This is a genomic window from Mesorhizobium sp. M7A.F.Ca.CA.002.05.1.1 (genome assembly GCF_003998335.1).
Taxonomy (GTDB): domain Bacteria; phylum Pseudomonadota; class Alphaproteobacteria; order Rhizobiales; family Rhizobiaceae; genus Mesorhizobium.
This window is the reverse complement of the sequence record NZ_RZQI01000033.1, coordinates 1-16,049: the sequence shown is the minus strand read 5'-3', so window position 1 is coordinate 16,049 and position 16,049 is coordinate 1. Positions and strand designations below refer to the sequence as shown.

Below are 16,049 nucleotides of genomic sequence, written 5' to 3'. Positions count from 1 at the left end.
GCTCTGGAACGGCCTCCGCTAGAAAATCAAGCCACACGGCGCGGGAGACGCCGTCAGCCAGCCGAGCAAGCCAATGCTGATTTGTCATTGCAATATCATCACCGAGAAGGAGATCGAGCAGACGATCGTCGGGCTGCTGGACCAGGATCCCTGGCAGCTGATCGTGCCGGCGAAGATCTATCATGCCATGCAAAAGCGCGGTCGCTGTTGCGGCTGCTTCCCAAATGTGGTGGAAACGATCATTCGGGTCACCGAAAATTACCACGCCCGCTCGGAGGCGAGCGGCGTGGATGTCGTTTCACACCTGGATCGCGTCAGAGGCCTGCGCGTCCAATACGGGAGCAGAATTCATGAAAGGCGATCCGCAGATCATCGAGCGGCTTAACGAGGCTCTTTTTCTGGAGCTTGGGGCCGTCAATCAGTACTGGGTGCATTTCCGTCTGCTTGAGGACTGGGGATACGCCAAGCTGGCAAAGAAGGAGCGGGCGGAATCGATCGAGGAGATGCACCATGCCGACAAGCTCGTCGCCCGTATCATCTTCCTCGAAGGCCATCCGAACCTGCAGTCCGTGGCGCCGTTGCGCATCGGGCAGAACGTCAAGGAAGTGCTCGAATCCGATCTTGCCGGCGAATATGACGCACGTACCGCCTACAAGCGCTCGCGCGAAATCTGCAACGACGCCGGCGACTACGTGACGATGAAGCTGTTCGAGGAATTGCTCGCCGACGAGGAGGGTCACATCGACTTTCTCGAGACGCAGCTCGACCTGCTTGCCTCGATCGGCGAGGAAAAATACGGCCAGCTCAACGCCGCATCGGCGGACGAGGCGGAGTAAGGGCATGCGGGAATGCGGCGCCTGCTAGAATTCATGCGCCGCTCGCGGCGGGCCAATGGCTCGCCGCTCCTTCGCAAGACGCCGGCCGGATTGGCGCGTCGGCGCTATGTCGTGCTCGTGTTGGCGCTTGCCTCCTCGGCGATGGCCGGTGATCTTCAGCCTGCCGGGCTCGCCACCACGCGCACCGACCTCAATGCGAAGGACCAGGCGCGCGTCATCGCCGTCACGAGGCCGACCGCGGATTTTTCCAGGCCAGAGCAGTTCGAACTGATGCAAGGTGGCGCCGGCACGTCCCGGAAGGACGTCAGCCGCGATTCCTTCTCGCAATCCTCGGCCAACATCACCTTCGAGGAAGAGGGCGACTTCAAGCTCGGCAATGCCCTTTTCCGCAAGAACTGGGTCTCGTCGCCATCCTCGACGCAGGCGTCGGACGGGCTCGGCCCGCTGTTCAACGAACGTGCCTGCCAGAACTGCCATCTGAAGGATGGCCGCGGCCGCCCGCCGCAAGGCGACGTCGGCACCACGTCGATGTTCCTGCGGCTGGCCCGTGACGCCAGCAGCGCGGAAGAGAAGGCGGCGCTTGCCGACCACGAGGTGCTCAACTTCCCCGACCCGGTCTACGGCAGGCAATTGCAGGAGCTCGCCGTACCCGGCCTGCCCGGTGAAGGCAGGATGCATATCGACTACCAAGAACGTAAGGTAGAGCTGACGGACCGCACTGTGATCTCCTTGCGCAAGCCGAGCTATTCGGTTGACGGCCTTGGCTACGGGCCGCTTGACCCACGCACCACGCTGTCGCCGCGCCTGACCCCGCCGATGATCGGCTTGGGCCTGATCGAACAGATCGCGCCGGCTGATATTCTCGCCCACGCCGATCCGGACGACAGGGACCGCGACGGCATTTCCGGCAGGCCGAACATCGTGCGCGATAGCCTGAACGGAAAACTGACGCTTGGCCGTTTCGGCTGGAAGGCACAGACCGCGTCGATCCGCCAGCAGGCGGCGGACGCTTTTGCCGGCGACATCGGCATCTCGACGCCCGAAGAGCCGAAGCATTGGGGCGATTGCACTGCTGCGGAGGCAAAATGCCTCGACATGCCGAACGGCGTGCAGCAGCGTCTTGGCCCGGTCGAAGCGCCGCCGCCGGTGATGGATCTCGTCACCTTCTATTCGCAGAACCTGGCCGTGCCGTCGCGCCGCGACCTCGACCGGCCCGACGTGCTCGCGGGCAAAAAAACATTCTACGAGATCGGCTGCATTGCCTGCCACACGCCGAAATTCGTCACGCGCCGCGATACGCCCAACAAGGCGCAGGCCTTCCAGTTGATCTGGCCTTATTCCGACTTCCTGCTGCACGACATGGGGCCTGATCTGGCCGATGGCCAAGCCGTGGGAGATGCAACGGGCAATGAATGGCGCACGCCGCCACTGTGGGGCATCGGCCTGACCGGGACGGTCAACGGCAATTCCTTCTTCCTGCATGACGGGCGCGCGCGCAGCCTGACCGAGGCGATTCTGTGGCATGGCGGCGAGGCGCAGAAAGCGCGCGACCGCTTTGCCGCCGCCAGTGCGACTGAGCGTGACGCGCTGCTCAAATTCCTGGAGTCACTGTGATGTTCAAGCGTTCTGCATTGTTTCTCGTTCTTCCGCTGGCCCTGCTGGGCGTTGTCCCTGCGTCGGCGGCGGTCAAAGCCTCCGATATCATCCAGCGCGCGATCGATGGCTTCGTCCGCCCGGCCTATGCCGGCCTGCACGAGCATGCGGAAGCCTTGACCGGATCCATGCGCGAGCTGTGCGTCACGCCCTCGCAAGGAGAACTCGATGCCGCACGCGCCGAATTCTCCGCCACCGTCTATGCCTGGTCGTCAGCCGAAATCATCGGCTTCGGACCGATCAAGGAGAACAACCGGCTGGAGCGCATGCTGTTCTGGCCGGATCGCAAGAGCATCGGCCTGAAACAGGTACAGGCGGCGCTGTCCGACAAGGATCCGACCGCGACCGATCCGGCACAACTGGCCGGCAAGAGCGTTGCCATGCAGGGGCTGGGCGCGCTCGAATTCGTTCTTTACGGCGACGGCGCCGATGCACTTGCCGGCAAGGATGATCCCTACCGCTGCGCATATGGCGCGGCGGTTGCCGGCAACATCGAAGCCATGGCCGGTGAGGTCAGCGCCGCCTGGAACAAGCCGGACGGCTTTGCAGCGCTTTGGGCCAATCCGGGGCCGCAGAACCCACTTTACCGCGACGGCAACGAAGCGGTGACGGAACTGGTCGGCGTCTTCATCAATGAGCTCGAAATGGTGCGCGACGTGCGCCTGAAAGGGTTTTTCGGCGGCAAGCCGGATGCGGACAAGCCGAAACAGGCAATCTACTGGCGCTCGCAAAACACCACCGCGTCACTGGCCGGCAATCTCTCCGGCATCGATACGCTGTTCCAGGCCTCGAAGCTGGGCGATGCCCTGCAGACCGATGCGCGCTGGATGGCCGAATCGATCCACATCCAGCTGGTCAACGGTGTCGCCACCGCCAAGGCGGTCAGCGGTCCAATCGACAAGGCGCTTGCCGATCCGGCGCTGCGTGACAAGCTCGATCATTTCGCGCTGATCACCTCCAGCCTCTCGGCCTTGATTGGCACCAGGTTGACCGCCGAATTCGGACTGACCGCAGGCTTCTCCTCGCTGGATGGGGACTGAGCATGATCCCGAAAAGTGGAAGCCGGTTTTCGGAAAAGATCATGCTCAAGAAGAGAGATTGATCCTTGAAAACCCCTCTGATAGATCGCCGCGATTTCCTGAGAGCTGCAGGCGTTGGCTTCATGGCGACGATGACGCCCTCGGCCTGGGCAACCACGCTTGTGGCCGACGCCGTCTTCGCCACGGCTTTCGTCAAACGCGACGGCAGCTTTGGCGCTGCCGTCCTGTCCGAGGCCGGCAAGGTCCTGCATGCGATCGACCTGCCCGATCGCGGCCACGATGTCACCTTCGATCCCATATCGAAACGCTCGGTGGTCTTCGCGCGTCAGCCCGGCACCTTCGCCGTGGTTTTCGATCACTCGGGCCGTGACGCGCCGCTGACCATCGCCAGCATCGCCGGCCGGCATTTCTTCGGCCATGGCGTGTTCTCGGCCGACGGTGCGCTGCTCTATGCCACCGAAAACGACTTCGACAACGCCGCCGGCGTCGTCGGCGTCTACGATGCGCGGGCCAAATTCAGCCGTGTCGGCGAATTCCCGACCTATGGCATGGGTCCGCACGAGCTTCTGCTCCTGGGCGATGGCAGGACGATCGCGGTTGCCAATGGCGGCATCGAGACCCATCCGGATTACGGCCGCGCCGAGCTCAACATTGCAACCATGAAGCCGTCCTATGTGCTGATAGACCGCGTCACCGGCGATCTTATCGAGAAGCACGAATTGCCGGCCGCACTGCATCAGCTGTCGATCCGCCACATGGACACCGATCGGTCCGGAAGCGTCTGGTTCGGCTGCCAGTACAGGGGGCCGGGCACCGATCGACCGTTGCTGGTCGGTCGCGCCGCGCGCGGCAAGGAGCTGCAGTTGCTGGACATGCCGCAGGACGTTTTGTCCGGCTTCCGCAACTACATAGGCTCGGTAGCCGCCAATTGGGCTGCCGGAACCGTCGCCGTTTCCTCGCCGGAAGGCAACTCGCTCGTCGTGATCGATGCGGCCAGCGGCCGGGTCGTTGCGAACAGCGCATTGGTCGAGGTCTGCGGCGTGGCGCCCGATGGAACCGGCTTCATGGCCACCACCGGCGCCGGCGAGATCGTCGAGGGCAGCGGTGCGACACGCTCCGAACCGGACTATGTCTGGGACAACCACATGCTGCGTATCGAACAGGCCGCATAGGCTACAAGCGAAGCCGCTTAACGAATTATGCACTATCCCCTTGCGGTGGCGGGCCGTGGCGGGCACAGGGAATTGTTTTTCGAACCGGTTGCCTCATGAAATTGCTTGCCATCGACTGTGCCGCCAATCTCTGCGCCGCTTGCGTCTATGACGCGACGGCGAAGCAGGAGCTTGGCCGTCAGGTGCTCGATCTCGGCAAGGGCCATGCCGAGCAACTGATGGCGGTCATCGCCGAAGCGCTGGAGGCAAGCGCAACCGACTATGCAGGTCTTGGCGCCATCGCCGTCTCTGTCGGCCCCGGTTCTTTCACCGGTCTGCGCGTCGGCGTCTCGACCGCGCGTGGCCTGGCGCTGGCGCTGAAGATACCGGCAATAGGGGTGACGACACTGGAGGCGCTGGCCGTCGAAGCAGCAGCGGCATTTCCCGGTCGCGCCGTGCTGGCGGCGCTCGATGCCGGCCGTGAAGAGATCCACGCGGCCTTTTACGACGAAAGGTTAGTCTTGACTTACGGTCCGGCCGCGGCCACGCTGGCTGACGTGGTGGCTATGGCGAAGGAAACGTCTCCGGTGCTTGCCGGCACCGCGGCAGCGCTCATCAGCGCATCGGCCGGGCGCGAATTTGATGTCGGCCCTCGGACAGCCACCGCCGACATTGTCACCTACGCCCGCCTGGCTGCCGCCAAGGGCGCGGGCGAACGGCCGAAACCACTCTATATACGCGGCGCCGACGCCAAGCCGCAGGCTGGCTTTATTCTATCAAGGCAAGAAAGATAAATGCGCATACCTTTTCTCCAACCACGCCGCCGGGACTACGCGCTCGAGCCGCTGAGGATCGCCGACAGTCCGGCGGTCTCGCTGCTGCATCGCGAGGACTTTGTCCGCCCCTGGACCGATGGCGAATTCGCCGCCCTGCTCGAACAGGACACCGTGTTCGGCTATGCCGCGCGCGAAACCGGACAGGGCTCCAAGCCGCCCGCCGGCTTCGTGCTGGCGAGGCTTGCGGCAGGCGAGGGCGAGATCCTGACCGTCGCGGTGGCGCGATCGCATCGTCGCCAGGGGCTGGGCTGGCAATTGATGGACGCGGTGTTGCGCGAACTGCACGCGCAGCGCGCCGAAGCGCTGTTCCTCGAGGTCGACGAGACCAATGTCGCGGCGATCGCGCTTTATCGTCGGCTGGGCTTCCGCGAGGTCGGCAAGCGGCCGAATTACTACAGATCGGCCGAACACGGACCGACCGGCGCGCTTGTCATGCGCCGCGATCTTCGCTAGCGAGACGGCCGGGATGGGGCGATGATCAAGAAAATCAGGATTTTCCTGGCGCTGGGCCTCGTTGTCGCCGGTTCGCTGGTCCTCGTGCCGCTACAGATACTGTCGATGAAGACCGGCTGGTGGCCGGAAACCTTCATCCTCAAGGTCTGGCACAGGCTGATCGTCAGGGCGCTCGGCATGCGCATCCATGTCAAGGGAGCGCTGTCCGACAAGCGCCCGCTGCTGGTGGCGTCCAATCACATCTCCTGGACCGACATCATGGTGCTCGGCTCTTTTGCCGACGTAAAGTTCATCGCCAGGGCGGATATGGAAGGCTGGCCGCTGATCGGCATGCTGTCGAAGCTGCAGCGCACCGTGTTCATCGAGCGCGAGCGCAAGCGTTCGTCGGGCGACCAGGCAAGCGAGATTGCCAGCCGCATGGCCAAGGGCGATGCGATGGTGCTGTTTGCCGAGGGCTCGACCGGCGACGGCAATATGGTCCTGCCGTTCAAGAGCACGCTGTTCGGCGCCGCCTCGATGGCGATTTCCGAAGGCGCGGCGGAACAGGTGTTCATCCAGCCGGTGGCGATCGCCTATACGCGTCTGCACGGCGTGCCGCTCGGCCGCCGGCATCGCCCGCTTGCCGCCTGGATCGGCGATGAGGATTTGATGCCGCATCTCAAGGTTCTGCTCGCTGAGGGCGCGCTCGACGTCGAGGTGCATTTCGGCGAGGCAATCGCCTTCTCCAAGGGTTCGAACCGCAAGGAGACGTCGAAACTGATGGAAAGCCAGGTGCGTGAGATGATGCAGGCGGCGCTTGCCGACCCGCGGCCGAGCCGGTAGCTCCGGCACGCTCTTGCTGGCGCGGGCCGAGAATCGTCTGTTTTTTGTCACGGAAAGGCGTTAGAAGCCGCCTTATGGACTTGAACACGATAGAAAGCGACGACATCGGCACTACGGCTGGACAGCCGGCGGTGCTTCCCGCGGCAGCGAGAAAAGTCTTCATCAAGACCTATGGCTGCCAGATGAATGTCTATGATTCACAGCGTATGGCCGATGCGCTGGCTGCCGACGGCTATTCCGCGACCGATGCCATTGGCGAGGCCGACCTGGTGCTGCTGAACACCTGTCATATCAGGGAGAAGGCGGCCGAAAAGGTCTATTCCGAGCTCGGCCGTATCCGCGCCATGAAAGCCGAGCGTGCCCTGGCCGGCCGTGAGATGCTGGTCGGCGTCGCCGGCTGCGTGGCGCAGGCTGAAGGCGCCGAGATCATCCGCCGTTCGTCGGCCGTCGACCTGGTCATCGGTCCGCAGACCTATCACCGGCTCCCGGACGTGCTGGCGCGGGTGCGCGGCGGCGAAAAGATCGTCGAGACCGACTACGCCATCGAAGACAAGTTCGAGCACCTGCCGCAGCCCAGGCGCGCCGAGGTCATCAAGCGCGGCGTCACCGCCTTCCTCACCGTGCAGGAAGGCTGCGACAAGTTCTGCACCTTCTGCGTTGTGCCCTACACAAGGGGCTCCGAAGTCTCCCGGCCGGTGGCGCAGATTGTCGCGGAGGCTGAGCGCCTGGCCGAAGCCGGCGTGCGCGAAGTGACGCTGCTCGGCCAGAACGTCAATGCCTGGCATGGCCAGGGCGGGAGCGGTCAGGAGTGGGGCCTTGGCCGCCTGCTGTTCAGGCTGGCCGAAATCCCCGGGCTGGCGCGGTTGCGCTACACCACCAGCCACCCGCGCGACATGGATGACGAACTGATAGCGGCCCATCGCGATCTGCCGGCGTTGATGCCCTATCTGCATCTGCCGGTGCAATCCGGCTCCGACCGCATCCTCAAGGCGATGAATCGCCGGCACACGGCCAGGGATTATCTGGCGCTGCTCGACCGCATCCGTACCGCGCGGCCTGACATCGCGCTCTCCGGCGACTTCATCGTCGGCTTTCCCGGCGAGACCGAGGCGGATTTCGAGGCGACCATGGAGCTGGTGCGCCAGGTCAATTACGCCTCGGCCTTTTCGTTCAAATATTCGCCGCGTCCGGGCACGCCGGGCGCCGAAATGGCCGACCATGTGCCGGAAATGGTCAAGGACGAGCGCTTGCAGAGACTACAGGCTCTGCTTGTGAAGCAGCAGCAGGATTTTGGTTTGAGCCTCGTCGGAACCACCATCGACACGCTGATCGAGAAGCCCGGCCGTCAGGCCGGCCAGAAGGTTGGCCGCTCGCCTTGGCTGCAGCCGGTTATTGTTGATGAAAAGGCCGGCGAAATCGGTGACATTATCCAGGTGCGAATCACGAAGACGGGCTACAACAGCCTGTTCGCCGAATTGGCCTGAGGGTCTCGGCAGATGAGGAGAGACGGTTGAGCGCAGCAGAGCTGAAGAACCTGCCCCCGGTACCGGCATCTGGGGCTTCTGACATGGCGCACATCGTTCTGACTTTCGACAACAACAAGCTTGCCAGCGCCCTTTATGGTCAGTTCGACGAAAACCTCGCCAGGCTGGAGCAGAAGCTTGGCGTCGACATCCGCTCACGCGGCAACCAGCTGACCATCAAGGGTTCGGCGTCGGCCGCCGAGCAGGCGCGCCGCGCCCTGGACAACCTCTACGGCATTCTCCAGAAAGGCGTCGATATCGGCCAGTCCGACGTCGACGGCGCCGTGCGCATGGCGATCGCCGCCGACGATCAGCTGACCCTGCCGACGCTGGAGCGCAAGGGCAAGGTTTCCGCCGCCCAGATCGCCACCCGCAAGAAGACGATCTATGCCCGTTCACTCAACCAGGACGCCTATATGCGGGCGCTGGAACGGTCGGAACTGGTGTTCGGCATCGGCCCGGCCGGCACCGGCAAGACCTATCTGGCGGTGGCCCATGCGGCGATGCTGCTCGAGCGCGGCATGGTCGAGCGCATCATTCTCTCTCGGCCTGCGGTCGAGGCCGGCGAACGGCTGGGCTTCCTGCCCGGCGACATGAAGGAGAAGGTCGATCCCTATCTGCGGCCGCTCTATGACGCGCTCTACGACATGATGCCCGCCGACAAAGTCGAGCGCGCCATTGCCGCCGAAGTGATCGAGATCGCGCCGCTCGCCTTCATGCGCGGCCGCACGCTGGCGCATGCCGCCGTCATCCTCGACGAGGCGCAGAACACCACGCCGATGCAGATGAAGATGTTCCTGACGCGTCTGGGCGAAAATTCGCGCATGATCGTCACCGGCGATCCGACCCAGATCGACCTTCCCTCGAACACCAAATCGGGACTGGTCGAAGCCTTGCGGGTGCTGGACGGCGTGGCGGGCGCGGTCACCGTGCGCTTCAACGACGGCGATGTGGTCCGCCATCCGCTGGTGGCGGAAATCGTCAGGGCCTACGACCGGGACGCCAAGCTGGCGCGCGGCCTCGGCGCCGAGAATTGATGTTGACGATGCGGCTTCATGCCTGAGGACATAACATCCGGCGACGGGAATGTTCCCGTCGACATCGACATATCGGTTGAGGCGGGCAACTGGCCCGACGAGGCAAGCCTGACGCGGCTGGTCGATCGCGCCGTCAAGGCGGCTTTTGCCGAAACCGGCGTGGCGGGCCGTTCCGAACTCAGCCTCGTTTTTACCGACGACGCCCATGTCCGGGTTCTCAACGCCGGCTGGCGCGGCAAGGACAAGCCGACCAATGTCTTGTCTTTCCCGGCTTTTCCGTTTGTGCAAGGCGGACCGTTGCCGCCGATGCTGGGCGACATCGTGCTCGCCGCCGAGACGGTCGCGCGTGAAGCGGCACTGGAAGACAAGCCTGTCGAGAACCATATCACCCATCTCGTCATCCACGGCCTGCTGCATTTGCTGGGTTACGATCACGAGACCGACACTGAAGCCGAGGCGATGGAAGCCGTCGAACGCACGGCGCTTGCAAGGCTTGCCATTCCCGACCCCTACGCGTAACTACATCTGATCAATTGACCGGACGACGATGAACGACAAACCAGAAACTGCCGCCCGCCCCGACGCCGGCAGTGCGACCAAGGCTTCCGATACGTCGGAAGAGGGATCAAGTCCGAGTACCGTTACCTCTGGTGCTAACAGTACCTCTGGTGCTAACAGTACCTCTGGCGCTAGCAGTACCTCTGCTGCTGGCAGCGCTGCCAGCGAGACGTTGCCTGCCGGTCCCTCCCTGTTCGACCGCGTTCTGGGCTTGTTTCGGCAACGCAACGGAACCAGCCTGCGTGAGGAAATTGCCGGCGCGCTTGCCGAGACGACGAGCGATGCCGGCGCCTTCTCGCCCGGCGAACGCGCCATGCTCAACAACATCCTGCGGCTGCGCGAAGTGCGCGTCGAGGACGTCATGGTACCGCGCGCCGACATTCAGGGGGTCGAAATCACGACGACGCTCGGCGATCTCCTGGGCACTTTCGAACAATCCGGCCATTCCCGCATGCCGGTCTATTCCGAGACGCTCGATGATCCGCGCGGCATGGTCCATATCCGTGACGTGCTGGCCCACATCACCAAGATCGCGCGCGTCAAGAAGGGCCGCACGACCAGGAAAACCCCCGCTGCCACGGTTCTCGATCTTGCCCAGGTCGACCTCGCACGCACCATTGGCGACCTCAATCTGATCCGCCCGGTGCTGTTCGTGCCGCCGTCGATGCTTGCCTCCGACCTGATGGGCCGCATGCAGACGACGCGCACCCAGATGGCGCTGGTCATCGACGAATATGGCGGCACCGACGGCCTCGCCTCGCTGGAAGACATCGTCGAGATGGTGGTCGGCGACATCGAGGACGAGCATGACGACGACGAGCCGATGATCACCCAGAGCGGCGACGGCGTGTTCATCGTCGACGGCAAGGCCGAGATCGACGACGTGGCCAAGATGATCGGCGGGGATTTCGCCGCCGGTGAACATGGCGAATATGTCGACACGATCGGCGGCATGATTTTCAACACGCTTGGCCGTGTTCCGGCCCGCGGCGAGGTGGTGCAGGCCATACCCGGCTTCGAATTCCACGTCCTCGATGCTGATCCGCGCCGCGTCAAGCGCGTGCGCATCGTGCAGAGCCAGAAGGGTGAGCGCCGCCGGCGCGCCACCGCGCGCACCGAACAGGCGTGAGCCTCACGCTCGCCCGATGACTGTCGACGACCCGTTCAAGCATCCAAGTCTGGGGTCCGGTGTCTTCTACAAGGACCCTCGTGCCGCGCTGGACTGGCTTGAAGCAGCAGCTGGACTGGCTTGAAGCAGCATTTGGCTTCGAGCGCAGCATGGTAGTCAGCGATGCCGAGAGAAAACTCGTCCATGCAGAGATGCGATTCGGCGACAGCTACATCATCGTCGATTCCGAATGGAGCGATTATGTTGCCAGCCCGGCTTCGGTCTCGGGCAGGAACACGCAGTCGATCTATGTCAGGCTGAAGGGCGGCCTGGATGCGCATTGCGAGCAGGCGCGGGCGACCGACGCTGAGATAATCCAGGAGCCGGCGGATCAGTTCTACGGCGAGCGCCAGTATCGTGCCCGCGACCCCGAGGGCCATGTCTGGACCTTCACGCAGACCATCCGTTCGGTTCCGCGCGAGGAGGCCGAGCGGCTGGGCGGCGTTCAAATCGAGGGTTGGCACCGGTAGGGCAGGGCCGGAGCTGTGCATCTCAGCCAGCCATCCGCCCGTTTGGAGCGCGGAGCGCAGCCTGTTAAATCTTGTGTCCTGATTCGCGACTCGGAAGTATGCATGGAGCGCCTCACCGGCCGGATAATTCTGCTTTGGGGTTGGCGGCGTGCGCTCGTGGCGTTTCTCGCGGGCGCTTTTGCCGTGCTTGGGCAGGCGCCTTACGATTTCTTCGCCGCCTGTTTCGTCTCGTTTCCGCTGCTGGTCTGGCTGCTCGACGGCGCCACCGGCGAAGCTTCCGGCAGCCTGTTCCGGCGTCTGCGGCCGGCTTTTGCCGTCGGTTGGTGGTTCGGTTTCGGCTATTTCCTCGCCGGCCTCTGGTGGATCGGCTCGGCGCTGCTGGTCGAGGCCGACAGTTTTGCCTGGGCGCTCCCCTTCGCGGTGGTCGGCATTCCTTTCATGCTCGCCTTTTTCTACGGCTTTGCTGCAATCGTAGCCCGGCTGCTGTGGAGCAACGACATTGGCCGCATCGCCGCCCTTGCCTTCGGCTTCGGGTTGGCGGAATGGCTGCGCGATTTCCTGTTCACCGGTTTTCCCTGGAATGCCGTCGGCTACGCGGCCATGCCCGTGCCGCTGCTGATGCAGAGCGTCTCGGTGACGGGCATGATCGGCATGAACGCGCTCGCCGTGTTCGTCTTCGCACTGCCGGCACTGCTGGCGGCACGTCGGCACCTGCGCCTCGGCGCGGCACTGTTTGTCATGCTCGCCGCCGCCCATGTCGGCTTCGGCTATGTCAGGCTTGGCGCTCCCGAACCGCCAGCTTCACGCAGCCTGGATGTCCGCATCGTTCAGCCGGCCGTGGACCTGTCGGAAAAATGGGATGCCTCGGTGCGCGACCGCATCTTCGCGGTCCTGATGGGGCTCTCGGCCAAGGCGCCGGACCCAGGCCATCAAAAGCCGCAGCTGATCCTGTGGCCCGAAACCTCGGTGCCTTTCCTCTTCACCGAGCGTCCGGACGCATTGACGGCGCTGGGAGACATGCTCGGATCCGGCCAGATGCTGATTGCCGGCGTCGTTCGCGAGGAAGGCGGTTCGGCCGCGAATGCCGACAGCCGTTACTACAACTCCGTGGTGGCGATCGACGACAAGGGTGAAATCTCCGACGCAGTCGACAAGGTTCACCTGGTGCCGTTCGGCGAATACCTGCCTTTCGCCGATCTGCTCCAGCGTTTCGGCATCGAGCAACTGGTTGCCGGGCCGATGAGTTTCGCGGCCGGCAATGAGCGGCACGCCATCACGCTGCCCGATGGCATCCGTGCGCTGCCATTTATCTGTTATGAGGTGATCTTTCCCGATCTTGTGGCAGTTGACGCTGCGTCAGCGCAGCTTATTGTGAACGTTACCAACGATGCGTGGTTCGGCGACACGCCGGGTCCGTATCAGCATTTCAGGCAGGCCCAGATCCGCGCGGTGGAAAATGGATTGCCATTGGTACGTGCTGCCAACAACGGCATCTCGGCCGTCGTCGATCCGCGCGGGCGCATCGTCGATGCGCTTGCGATCGACGCACGCGGCGCCATCGATGCCCACATACCGATTTCCGGACAGGCGCTCATATCTCCCGGCCAACGGCGCATTAACGGAATGCTGATCATGTTGCTGTTTGCCGTTGGGGCAGCGCTGTTGAACGTAAGGCAAAGGCTACGGGTGAATTGACAGCCAACACATTAGAAACTCATACTGTAAGTGCCTGAAAATTTCTCGAAGCCGGTGGATCGTTCTGTTGGGGCAGTTGCCTCCGGCTTTGTTTGGGCAAGAAAAAATAGAGAAAGCCGAAAAAATTCGGCGAGGAAAAAATGACAGAAGACAACAAGAAGAAACCGAATCCGATCGACATCCATGTTGGCAGTCGCATCCGGCTTCGCCGCAACATGCTGGGAATGAGCCAGGAAAAGCTGGGAGAAAACCTCGGCATCACATTTCAACAGATTCAGAAATATGAAAAAGGCACCAACCGCGTCGGCGCCAGCCGATTGCAGGCGATAGCGTCCATACTCGGCGTGCCGGTCGCCTTCTTTTTCGAGGATGCGCCCGGCCAGGAGCCCGTGGCGGGCCGTGGATTTGCCGAGGACGCGTCGATGGCTTTCGCTGTCGAATTCTGCGGCAGCCCTGAAGGCCTTCAGCTCAACCGGGCCTTTGTCAAGATCGCTGATGCCAAGGTGCGCCGCAGGATTATAGACCTGGTCAAGTCCCTCTCCGCCGACGATCCCGACTGATCCTCAATCACGCCAGCACCGGCGGCGTCTTGCCGCCGGTGGCACAAGATAACTGCATCGACATTCATGCCAGAGCCGAAGCACCGCTTGACGAGCGGCGCTTCGCCCCGCTAACACGTGGCGCGCCAAAATCGGCAGCCTGCCGATCGTTTTTCAAGAGGGGACACCCGTGACGCGGCAGAACTACTTCTTTACCTCGGAATCCGTTGCCGAGGGCCATCCCGACAAAGTCTGTGACCGGATTTCCGACGAGATCGTCGATCTGGTGTATCGCGAAGCCAAGAAGACCGGCATGGACCCGTGGAAAGTCCGTGTCGCCTGCGAGACGCTGGCCACCACCAACCGTGTCGTCATCGCCGGCGAAGTGCGTGTTCCCGACACGCTGCTCAAGAGGGACAAGGCGGGCAATATTCTCAAGGATGCCGCTGGGCATTCGGTCGTCAATCCGGCCAAGTTCAAGTCGGTCGCCCGCAAGGCGATCCGCGAAATCGGCTACGAGCAGGCCGGCTTTCACTGGAAAACCGCGAAGATCGAGGTTCTGCTGCACGGCCAGTCGCCTGACATCGGCCAGGGCGTCGACAATGCCTCCGACCGTCAGGGCGAAGAGGGTGCCGGCGACCAGGGCATCATGTTCGGCTACGCCTGCCGCGAGACGCCGGATCTGATGCCGGCGCCGATCTACTACAGCCACAAGATACTCGAATTGCTGGCGGCCGCCCGCCACGAGGGCAGCGGTGAAGCCGGCAGGCTCGGACCGGATGCCAAGAGCCAGGTCACCGTTCGCTATGTCGACGGCAAGGCCGCCGAGGCGACGCAGATCGTGCTGTCCACGCAGCATCTCGATGCGAGCTGGGATTCGAAGAAGGTCCGCAAGGTCGTCGAACCCTATATCCGGGAGGCGCTGGGCGAGCTGAAGATCGCCGACAACTGCATGTGGTACATCAATCCGACCGGCAAGTTCGTCATCGGCGGGCCGGACGGCGACGCCGGGCTGACCGGCCGCAAGATCATCGTCGACACCTATGGCGGTGCCGCACCCCATGGCGGCGGTGCCTTCTCCGGCAAGGACACCACCAAGGTGGATCGTTCGGCGGCCTATGCGGCGCGCTACCTGGCCAAGAACGTCGTGGCGGCGAAACTCGCCGACCGCTGCACCATCCAGCTTTCCTACGCCATCGGCGTTGCTCAGCCGCTGTCGGTCTATGTCGACTTGCACGGTACCGGCAAGGTCGACGAGGCAAAGCTCGAGGACGCGCTGCGCACGGTGATGGATCTGTCGCCGTCGGGTATCCGCCGTCACCTCGATCTCAACAAACCGATCTACGCCAAGACGTCGTCCTACGGCCATTTCGGCCGCAAGGCCGGCCGTGATGGGTCTTTCTCCTGGGAAAAGACCGATCTCGCCAAGGCGCTCAAGGACGCGGTCGCCGCCTGACAGCGGCGCCGCAAAGTCCCACCATGGATCCGAAGGGCAGACCAAGCCGCGCGACCGAAGCCTTTTTCGGTCGCCGGCGCGGCAAAACCATGCGTCCGCAGCAGGCGGCCGCATTGGAAAGCGGCTTTGGCACATATCGGCTCGATCTGACGGCTGAACCGCCGACCGATCTCAGCAGTCTGTTTGAGACGGATGTCAGCGCGGTTCGCCTTGAGATTGGCTTCGGCGGTGGCGAGCATCTCCTGCATCGTGCGATCGAGGCGCCTTCGATCGGCTTTATCGGCGTCGAGCCCTTCGTCAACGGCATGGCCAAGATGATGATGGCGGTGCGCGAGAAACCACTCGCCAATCTGCGGGTCTATGACGACGACGCCACAAGGCTGCTCGACTGGCTGCCGCAAGCCTCGCTCGACGGCATCGATCTGCTCTATCCCGACCCTTGGCCGAAGAAGAAACACTGGAAGCGGCGCTTCGTCAGCCCGGTCAATCTCGAGCGGTTCGCGCATGTGCTGAAGCCTGGTTCAAAATTCCGCTTCGCGTCCGACATCGACACCTATGTCAACTGGACCCTGCTGCATTGCCGCGCGCATGGCGCGTTCGCATGGCAGGCTTGCGAGGCGGCGGACTGGCACCTTTCCTATGAAGGTTGGCCGGGCACCCGTTACGAGGCCAAGGCCATTCGTGAGGGCCGGCGGCCGGCCTATCTGACCTTCATTCGGAAATAAGCTCGCGGTCATAGAGAAATTCCAGGAAAAGTGTGAAACGGTTTTCCGTCCGGAATTGCGTCAAAGCTAGAAGCGGCGGCCGATGCG

The 16,049-nt window shown here is 63.2% G+C and carries 17 protein-coding genes; all 17 read left to right on the top strand.

Annotation, left to right across the window (positions count from 1 at the left end; genetic code table 11):
• Positions 1-73 precede the first annotated feature (73 nt).
• Positions 74-385, top strand: coding sequence for a (2Fe-2S)-binding protein (locus tag EN939_RS03525; protein ID WP_023811421.1), 312 nt, complete (start codon positions 74-76; stop codon positions 383-385).
• Positions 351-836, top strand: a complete 486-nt coding sequence (bfr, locus tag EN939_RS03520; RefSeq protein ID WP_013527914.1) for a bacterioferritin — start codon at positions 351-353, stop codon at positions 834-836. Before EN939_RS03525 ends, bfr begins: the two co-directional genes overlap by 35 nt.
• A 12-nt stretch (positions 837-848) precedes the next feature.
• Positions 849-2,450 carry a di-heme oxidoreductase family protein gene (locus tag EN939_RS03515; protein WP_127266954.1) on the top strand — a complete coding sequence of 534 codons (1,602 nt, stop codon included), beginning with the start codon at positions 849-851 and terminating at the stop codon, positions 2,448-2,450.
• Entirely contained in the window at positions 2,450-3,529 is a 1,080-nt protein-coding gene (locus EN939_RS03510) for an imelysin family protein (protein WP_127266953.1), read from the top strand. Before EN939_RS03515 ends, EN939_RS03510 begins: the two co-directional genes overlap by 1 nt.
• Before the next feature lie 65 nt (positions 3,530-3,594).
• Positions 3,595-4,701 (top strand): DUF1513 domain-containing protein, encoded by a 1,107-nt coding sequence (locus tag EN939_RS03505; RefSeq protein ID WP_127266952.1) that lies wholly within the window; start codon positions 3,595-3,597, stop codon positions 4,699-4,701.
• Positions 4,702-4,796: 95 nt separating this feature from the next.
• Positions 4,797-5,474 carry a tRNA (adenosine(37)-N6)-threonylcarbamoyltransferase complex dimerization subunit type 1 TsaB gene (gene tsaB / locus EN939_RS03500; RefSeq protein ID WP_127266951.1) on the top strand — a complete coding sequence of 226 codons (678 nt, stop codon included), beginning with the start codon at positions 4,797-4,799 and terminating at the stop codon, positions 5,472-5,474.
• The gene (rimI, locus tag EN939_RS03495) at positions 5,475-5,969 is read left to right on the top strand and encodes a ribosomal protein S18-alanine N-acetyltransferase (RefSeq protein ID WP_127266950.1); all 495 of its coding nucleotides are present in this window, start codon (positions 5,475-5,477) and stop codon (positions 5,967-5,969) included. It begins immediately after the preceding gene.
• 21 nt (positions 5,970-5,990) lie between these two features.
• Positions 5,991-6,791 (top strand): lysophospholipid acyltransferase family protein, encoded by an 801-nt coding sequence (locus tag EN939_RS03490; RefSeq protein WP_127266949.1) that lies wholly within the window; start codon positions 5,991-5,993, stop codon positions 6,789-6,791.
• Between the two features lie 74 nt (positions 6,792-6,865).
• The gene (miaB, locus tag EN939_RS03485; RefSeq protein WP_127266948.1) at positions 6,866-8,275 is read left to right on the top strand and encodes a tRNA (N6-isopentenyl adenosine(37)-C2)-methylthiotransferase MiaB; all 1,410 of its coding nucleotides are present in this window, start codon (positions 6,866-6,868) and stop codon (positions 8,273-8,275) included.
• Positions 8,276-8,358: 83 nt separating this feature from the next.
• Complete coding sequence (locus EN939_RS03480) at positions 8,359-9,351, top strand: PhoH family protein (protein ID WP_023758127.1); 993 nt, start codon at positions 8,359-8,361, stop codon at positions 9,349-9,351.
• An 18-nt stretch (positions 9,352-9,369) separates the two neighbouring features.
• Entirely contained in the window at positions 9,370-9,870 is a 501-nt protein-coding gene (gene ybeY, locus EN939_RS03475) for an rRNA maturation RNase YbeY (RefSeq protein WP_127266947.1), read from the top strand.
• Positions 9,871-9,898: 28 nt separating this feature from the next.
• Complete coding sequence (locus EN939_RS03470; protein ID WP_127266946.1) at positions 9,899-11,038, top strand: hemolysin family protein; 1,140 nt, start codon at positions 9,899-9,901, stop codon at positions 11,036-11,038.
• Positions 11,039-11,118: 80 nt separating this feature from the next.
• Positions 11,119-11,547, top strand: coding sequence for a VOC family protein (locus tag EN939_RS03465; RefSeq protein WP_245456875.1), 429 nt, complete (start codon positions 11,119-11,121; stop codon positions 11,545-11,547).
• Positions 11,548-11,649: 102 nt separating this feature from the next.
• On the top strand, positions 11,650-13,242 hold the full coding sequence (lnt, locus tag EN939_RS03460; protein ID WP_127266945.1) for an apolipoprotein N-acyltransferase: 1,593 nt from the start codon (positions 11,650-11,652) through the stop codon (positions 13,240-13,242).
• Positions 13,243-13,382: 140 nt separating this feature from the next.
• Positions 13,383-13,802 carry a helix-turn-helix domain-containing protein gene (locus EN939_RS03455; protein ID WP_013527901.1) on the top strand — a complete coding sequence of 140 codons (420 nt, stop codon included), beginning with the start codon at positions 13,383-13,385 and terminating at the stop codon, positions 13,800-13,802.
• Between the two features lie 169 nt (positions 13,803-13,971).
• Positions 13,972-15,237: a methionine adenosyltransferase gene (metK, locus tag EN939_RS03450; RefSeq protein ID WP_127266944.1), complete on the top strand. Its 1,266-nt coding sequence runs from the start codon at positions 13,972-13,974 to the stop codon at positions 15,235-15,237.
• Between the two features lie 23 nt (positions 15,238-15,260).
• Positions 15,261-15,962: a tRNA (guanine(46)-N(7))-methyltransferase TrmB gene (gene trmB, locus EN939_RS03445; RefSeq protein WP_127266943.1), complete on the top strand. Its 702-nt coding sequence runs from the start codon at positions 15,261-15,263 to the stop codon at positions 15,960-15,962.
• The last annotated feature ends 87 nt before the right edge of the window (positions 15,963-16,049 follow it).

What these genes read in the sequence shown, in the direction of transcription:
- trmB (WP_127266943.1), top strand. Translation starts at nt 15,261, where the DNA reads ATGGATCCGAAGGGCAGACCAAGCCGCGCGACCGAAGCCTTTTTCGGT.
- EN939_RS03510 (WP_127266953.1), top strand. Translation starts at nt 2,450, where the DNA reads ATGTTCAAGCGTTCTGCATTGTTTCTCGTTCTTCCGCTGGCCCTGCTG.
- EN939_RS03515 (WP_127266954.1), top strand. Translation starts at nt 849, where the DNA reads ATGCGGCGCCTGCTAGAATTCATGCGCCGCTCGCGGCGGGCCAATGGC.
- EN939_RS03470 (WP_127266946.1), top strand. Translation starts at nt 9,899, where the DNA reads ATGAACGACAAACCAGAAACTGCCGCCCGCCCCGACGCCGGCAGTGCG.
- EN939_RS03455 (WP_013527901.1), top strand. Translation starts at nt 13,383, where the DNA reads ATGACAGAAGACAACAAGAAGAAACCGAATCCGATCGACATCCATGTT.
- bfr (WP_013527914.1), top strand. Translation starts at nt 351, where the DNA reads ATGAAAGGCGATCCGCAGATCATCGAGCGGCTTAACGAGGCTCTTTTT.
- EN939_RS03490 (WP_127266949.1), top strand. Translation starts at nt 5,991, where the DNA reads ATGATCAAGAAAATCAGGATTTTCCTGGCGCTGGGCCTCGTTGTCGCC.
- tsaB (WP_127266951.1), top strand. Translation starts at nt 4,797, where the DNA reads ATGAAATTGCTTGCCATCGACTGTGCCGCCAATCTCTGCGCCGCTTGC.
- ybeY (WP_127266947.1), top strand. Translation starts at nt 9,370, where the DNA reads ATGCCTGAGGACATAACATCCGGCGACGGGAATGTTCCCGTCGACATC.
- EN939_RS03480 (WP_023758127.1), top strand. Translation starts at nt 8,359, where the DNA reads ATGGCGCACATCGTTCTGACTTTCGACAACAACAAGCTTGCCAGCGCC.
- lnt (WP_127266945.1), top strand. Translation starts at nt 11,650, where the DNA reads ATGGAGCGCCTCACCGGCCGGATAATTCTGCTTTGGGGTTGGCGGCGT.
- EN939_RS03525 (WP_023811421.1), top strand. Translation starts at nt 74, where the DNA reads ATGCTGATTTGTCATTGCAATATCATCACCGAGAAGGAGATCGAGCAG.
- rimI (WP_127266950.1), top strand. Translation starts at nt 5,475, where the DNA reads ATGCGCATACCTTTTCTCCAACCACGCCGCCGGGACTACGCGCTCGAG.
- miaB (WP_127266948.1), top strand. Translation starts at nt 6,866, where the DNA reads ATGGACTTGAACACGATAGAAAGCGACGACATCGGCACTACGGCTGGA.